Raw genomic sequence first — 5232 nt, forward strand, 5'->3', positions numbered from 1 at the left:
GTCCAAGATTATATATGTCGGATTGTTTTTTATCGACCAGCTCATCAACAACCTGCTTAAAATACTCGGGGGTAACAAATTCTGGCAAACGAATCATAACCGTCCAGCGCCAATCATCTGGTTTTGCCATGTCAAAGCTTGTGGTGCCTTCCATCCACCACAATCCCTCCACCGGAGGTAAGGTAAATTTAGAATAGCCTGCGGGGGCTTTGTGTTTTTTGTCCCAAAATTTGATTGTATACACTACACCAAACAGCACCTGCATGGCAGATTGAAATTCAGTATTGGCATTACCCCCTGCATCGGGTGCGCCTTTGCCGTCGACCATCACAAACAACATTTTTGGTATATCGATTATTTCGGGTTCTGTTTTGGCTTTATAAGTTGGGTCTTTTTTGTAATCGATCATTGCAGTCATAACAACTCCTAAAAGAGGAAGTGCGCCTCTAGTTAATATTTTATATATGATCAGCTTGTTTGGCTGTGACTGCGGTCACTGAGCGTGTTTATCTATTTGACTGGTGAAGTCCATGAACTAGCTTTTTGATCTCTAGGGCAATGGTTCTTGTTGTTTGCAGGTCTTGGTTTTTAGCATCTTTTACTGTCCATAATTCGACTTTGGAGTAGTTTGCCAGCCAGTCAGGAATTGTTTCTGGCTCTGCCATAACTACTACTTTGTCGTATTTGCCTAACATTGGTTCTGTGACCTGTGTACGCTGGTTACCCGACATGTCTGAACCGTGTTCGTTCATAACCCTGATAATATTAACCGCGCCGTTTCTTTGGCTAAGTTTTTGACCAGGACTACTTACAATAGTACCGGCAGACGCACCATGACCAGGCATAAGTTGGTTATAGAATTCGGCTGCCGCTTGGCTGCGTCCTACATTTGCACGGCATACAAACAAAACTCTCATAGCGAAAGTATAACAAACAAAAAATGTTCATTCTGTGAGCTACATAACAAAGTTTTAGTTGCAGCTGCTTTACCTAAAATGCGACATTACTGTCAAAGCAAACACAAACAATCCAAGCAATCGCCTAAAATAGTTCACGCCCTTAACTATTTCTAGAAATGCCCACACAAGTAATAAAATCGTACTGCCCAACTGCAGTCCGGTTCTTAAGTTTCCATCCGCAAAACGCGCCACTACCATAAAAACAAACCATCCGATTAGTGGCAGATTTGGCGTCTGCCAAACAACAATTCTGCCGCTTTTATCTCTTATAAACCTGTTTAGTAACGAATTATTCCCCGAAGTAGTCATTGGTTAATCATAACAAAAGCTATAAACTTGGCTTTTTCAACTATTTACTGGGCTTTTTAGTTTTTACAAATCTGTGGTAGCCAAGATATAAAACAACCATCAAACCAACGGTAATCGAAATAAACGAATATTTACTGTCTTGTGACGCAAAGCCTCTGCCCAAGCTGTATAGAAGCGTAAATAAGCCACCCAGCATTACACCGTCGGAAATTACTTCTACCTTTTTCTTTTCTAGCATCAGACTAACCGCCAGCAGCAGCACGGCTGCACTCAAAGTCATAATTGAAACATTGCGGTTGTATGGCTCCATTTTGGTGTTGTCGAAAGTTTCCATTTTTTGACCGTAATCTTTTTCCATGGCTATCTGTTTTTCAGACATTTCTTTGCCATAAGTCGTGTTAAGTTCTACAGGATATTTGGGCGGTTCTGGTGGAGCATAAAACGTATTTATGCCAACGCCAATAAATATTGCTAGTAGTAGTCCTAAAAAGAATGTATAAACCAGTTTCAGTATTCTGTTGTCTTCCATGGCAGATCTCCTGAGATATATCTTAGGATTAATTTTCGCTTTTTACTGTGACGCCAATCACATTAGAGAAATATTGTTATATTAAACAACTGATGCAGTGCGGAAATAGGGTTTAAGGATGTATATAAACCCGATAATAATCATTGCTAACAGCAATAGTATAAAAGCTGCTAAGTGCGGGATTAATCCCAGGATCAACAGCAAAACAGATAGTAGTCCAAAAAACCTGCTTTTAAAGCGAGCCGTTGTCGAGTGGAGCTGCAGTCCAATTATAAATGCCACTACTGCTACCACACTGAAACAAAATGCTATTAATGGAGCTTTTGAAAACGTATCTACTAGTTTTATCAGTCCAAAACTTTTTGAGGGTGATAGTAAAACTATAAAAGCCATGAACATATAAACACTCTGCGAAAGCTTTATTGTTGGAAGTTTTCTGGGTGCAACTTTTTCAAGCAAATAAAATGCAAATAACGGATAAAAACTACATTGTATTCGAATTAGCGTGGTAATAACTCGGTTTTCAGGACGCAAAACATAATCACCAATTTCACCGTGTAGTAAACCAGTGATAAATACCGAATATAAGCAAAAGTTCACAAGCAATAGACCAATATTGCTTAGGCGATATTTTGCAACCAGCGAATCAAGCAATATAAAGTACAGAAAGTATAAAACAGACAAAATAATCAGTCCCGGAGGAGTAAATAGTCCATTGGCGCTCGCAACGGTCACCTCGCCAACCAGAACAAGAAACAACAATCCCCCGAGTGTATTTCGCTTTGTAATAAGCCTTAGCATTTACCGTTAAGTCTATGACCTTCCCATCAAAAAAGAAATACTCGAACTTGAGAGACCGAAAGACAAAAAAGACCAGATCTTTTCCAGAGAGGGAAAATGTGATTTTACTGAGAAAATAAATCCCTACAGAGGTGGATCCTTTAGAACCCTTTTGGAGTGCCGAAGTTCGAGCCTCATAAAGTCAAAATCCTCCGTAGCTGAACCAAACAGGTTCTGCGACGGAGGATGGAGGGTCAGGAGGGACTTGACTCACCTTCGGCGAGCCCGAAACTACGTCTTTCAAAACCAGTTTTGAAGAGTAGATTTCCTTGCGAAATGCCACCGGCATTTCTCACCTCGACACCCCCTTGGCGTGTCCAGAATTCAAGTCCCCACACAATAATCAACCAATGAAAAAGCCCTATCTTTTCAGACAGAGCTTTTTCATTGGAGGGTCAGGAGGGACTTGAACCCTCGACATTCTGCTTAAGAGGCAGACGCTCTAACCAGCTGAGCTACTGACCCAATGTGGAACAGGCGTTATATTAACAGATTACATCTGTTAATTCAATTTATTATTGTTGGCGTTTGGTGTAAACGCAAAATTTATATATAAACCCGTTCTCCGTTTGCAGCGGGTCTTCGCCAAAAGGCATGAAAGTAGCGTCGTAATCTGGAAAAAACTGATCACAACCAAAATCGGCTTCAATTTTGGTTAAATAAAGCTCGTCCGCGTAAGGCAAAGTCTGTTCAAAAATAGATGCGCCGCCTACAATCCACAAATCCCTGCCAAAACCTTTTAAAAAACTATCTAGATCGTTTACTATTTCGGCACCGTTTACGGCTACAGCATCACGGGTTACGACGTAGTTTTTGCGATTTGGCAGTGGATGCCCAATTACCTGATAAGTTTTGCTGCCCATTAGAACTTCACCACCCCATTTGCTGGTTTGTTCCAAAAAGTACTTTTCGTCTGTTGGTATATTCCAGGGCTGAACACCCCCCTTGGCAATACCTCGCTTTTGATCTATTGCTGCTATCAACCTAATCATCGTTGCTAAGTATGATAGGACGAAGCGTGCTAAGCAAGTAAAACGATCCGGTTATGATTGCCAATGGCTCGTCCGTAGCAAGTAGTTGCTGATATGCGGTTTTGTAATAAGCGTCAACGCTAACGTTGTTGAAGCCATATTTTTGGGCAGCGGCGGCTAAAATATCGGGATGTATAGATACAGCGGGCAAATCTTGAGCGGTTAGAAAAGTTGTTATGATTAGGCTACTACAGATTGGCTTAATGATTGGGAGTACTGCTTCGTATTCTTTGCCTTCTTTGAGACTCAGTAAAATAGCAGCTTTTTGGTTGGGGTATAGTTTCTTAAAACTGCTTACAAATGCCGTCATTTTTTGCTCATTGTGAGCGCCATCCATGACAATGGTTTTCTTGCCTAGCTTTTTAACTTCCATACGCCCCGGTACTTTTACCCGCATACTCTCTATCAATTGATCTTCAGTCAATGCGGGCAGGGAATCACGCTGCGCAAGATACCCATAGACCTGGTTTGCCAAAGACCAGTTGCGCTTTTGGTAATCGGGCAAAGCAATAAACGCTTCCCTATCTTGCTCTTTTGCAATACTTAACACGTTAAGTATTGCTTTTTCGTTATTTGATTTGGCGTGAAAAACTTCCATAACAGCAGGGGATTGATCATGCATAAACACCTGGTTTTGAGCCTGGATTATCCCTGCCTTTTGCCCGGCTATTTCTGGCAGACTGTTACCTAACACGTGTGTATGATCTATACCTATATCTGTTATTACGCAAACTTTGTTGCTGTTTTTTGCCACGTTTGTAGCGTCAAAAGTGCCCCCTAGCCCTGTTTCTATAACTGCGTAATCTACTTGAACTTTGGCAAAATACCAGTAAACAAAAGCTATCACTAATTCAAAATATGTTGGTCGTGGATCAACATTTTTGATAAGTTCCAAAAACTCTCCAAGCGACTGACAAAACACGTCTTCGGCAAGGGGTTCAAGGTTTATCTGCACACGCTCGGTAACTGAGTCCAAGTGCGGAGACACCGTAAGTCCCACTTTTTGCCCCGCTACTTTTAAAAGTGAAGCTACGTAGTACGAAGTAGACGTTTTGCCAGAGGTCCCCGCCACGTGAATAATTTTTAGCTTGGATTGTGGGTTACCAAGGCTGGCTAGCAACGGTTCCATGCGTACCAAAGTTATATCTTTGCCAAGCAGTTCCTTAACCTGCGGCATATATTCTGCCAACGCCTGCTCTGCTTCGGTAATATTTCGAATCTGTCTCATACAACGTATTCTACAGGCAAAATAAAAATATCCCAGCCATGACCAGGATATTTGACAAAACTTTAAGGTTAAGGGTTCGACCTTTGTATACAGCTTAATACTAAGTTAGAACTATCTACAATAAATTGATGGTCTTAGATATCTTACGCTGATAACCATTGTTGTGTGGGTACAAATCAATAAGAGAAACCGATAATAGAAGCCTCTTTTCGCCCCTTTTTAACGAACCTGTTTTCTGAAAAGTACTATGAGGCAAGTAACCATTTCCTTGATATTTCGGTTCGTTATAGGCTGCGCCAGATATATCAAGCCACTCATATATTAGTTGGTAAAGAT

At 41.1% G+C, this 5232-nt stretch carries 6 protein-coding genes, 1 tRNA gene and 1 pseudogene; all 8 read right to left on the reverse strand.

The genetic code is table 11. The features are described from left to right. Window positions 1-409 (reverse strand): annotated as a pseudogene (locus WC743_RS27905) (transcriptional regulator); the annotation flags it as partial. 97 nt (window positions 410-506) lie between these two features. Next, window positions 507-917, reverse strand: coding sequence for a low molecular weight phosphatase family protein (locus WC743_RS27910; RefSeq protein ID WP_373016838.1), 411 nt, complete (start codon window positions 915-917; stop codon window positions 507-509). A gap of 391 nt (window positions 918-1308) precedes the next feature. Beyond that, window positions 1309-1797: a hypothetical protein gene (locus tag WC743_RS27915; protein ID WP_373016839.1), complete on the reverse strand. Its 489-nt coding sequence runs from the start codon at window positions 1795-1797 to the stop codon at window positions 1309-1311. Window positions 1798-1878: 81 nt separating this feature from the next. Beyond that, window positions 1879-2598: a hypothetical protein gene (locus WC743_RS27920; RefSeq protein ID WP_373016840.1), complete on the reverse strand. Its 720-nt coding sequence runs from the start codon at window positions 2596-2598 to the stop codon at window positions 1879-1881. A gap of 427 nt (window positions 2599-3025) precedes the next feature. After that, a tRNA-Lys gene (locus tag WC743_RS27925) sits at window positions 3026-3102 on the reverse strand. 50 nt (window positions 3103-3152) lie between these two features. Continuing rightward, on the reverse strand, window positions 3153-3629 hold the full coding sequence (locus tag WC743_RS27930) for a dihydrofolate reductase (RefSeq protein ID WP_373016841.1): 477 nt from the start codon (window positions 3627-3629) through the stop codon (window positions 3153-3155). Beyond that, window positions 3622-4896, reverse strand: a complete 1275-nt coding sequence (locus WC743_RS27935) for a folylpolyglutamate synthase/dihydrofolate synthase family protein (protein ID WP_373016842.1) — start codon at window positions 4894-4896, stop codon at window positions 3622-3624. Before WC743_RS27935 ends, WC743_RS27930 begins: the two co-directional genes overlap by 8 nt. Before the next feature lie 115 nt (window positions 4897-5011). After that, window positions 5012-5232 (reverse strand): hypothetical protein (locus WC743_RS27940; RefSeq protein WP_373016843.1); only part of this gene is annotated, 221 nt, incomplete at its 5' end.

It is taken from the genome of Mucilaginibacter sp., assembly GCF_041660805.1.
GTDB lineage: Bacteria > Bacteroidota > Bacteroidia > Sphingobacteriales > Sphingobacteriaceae > Mucilaginibacter.

Coding starts and splice junctions, on each gene's coding strand:
- WC743_RS27910 (WP_373016838.1), bottom strand. CDS start 917: ATGAGAGTTTTGTTTGTATGCCGTGCAAATGTAGGACGCAGCCAAGCG.
- WC743_RS27915 (WP_373016839.1), bottom strand. CDS start 1,797: ATGGAAGACAACAGAATACTGAAACTGGTTTATACATTCTTTTTAGGA.
- WC743_RS27920 (WP_373016840.1), bottom strand. CDS start 2,598: ATGCTAAGGCTTATTACAAAGCGAAATACACTCGGGGGATTGTTGTTT.
- WC743_RS27930 (WP_373016841.1), bottom strand. CDS start 3,629: ATGATTAGGTTGATAGCAGCAATAGATCAAAAGCGAGGTATTGCCAAG.
- WC743_RS27935 (WP_373016842.1), bottom strand. CDS start 4,896: ATGAGACAGATTCGAAATATTACCGAAGCAGAGCAGGCGTTGGCAGAA.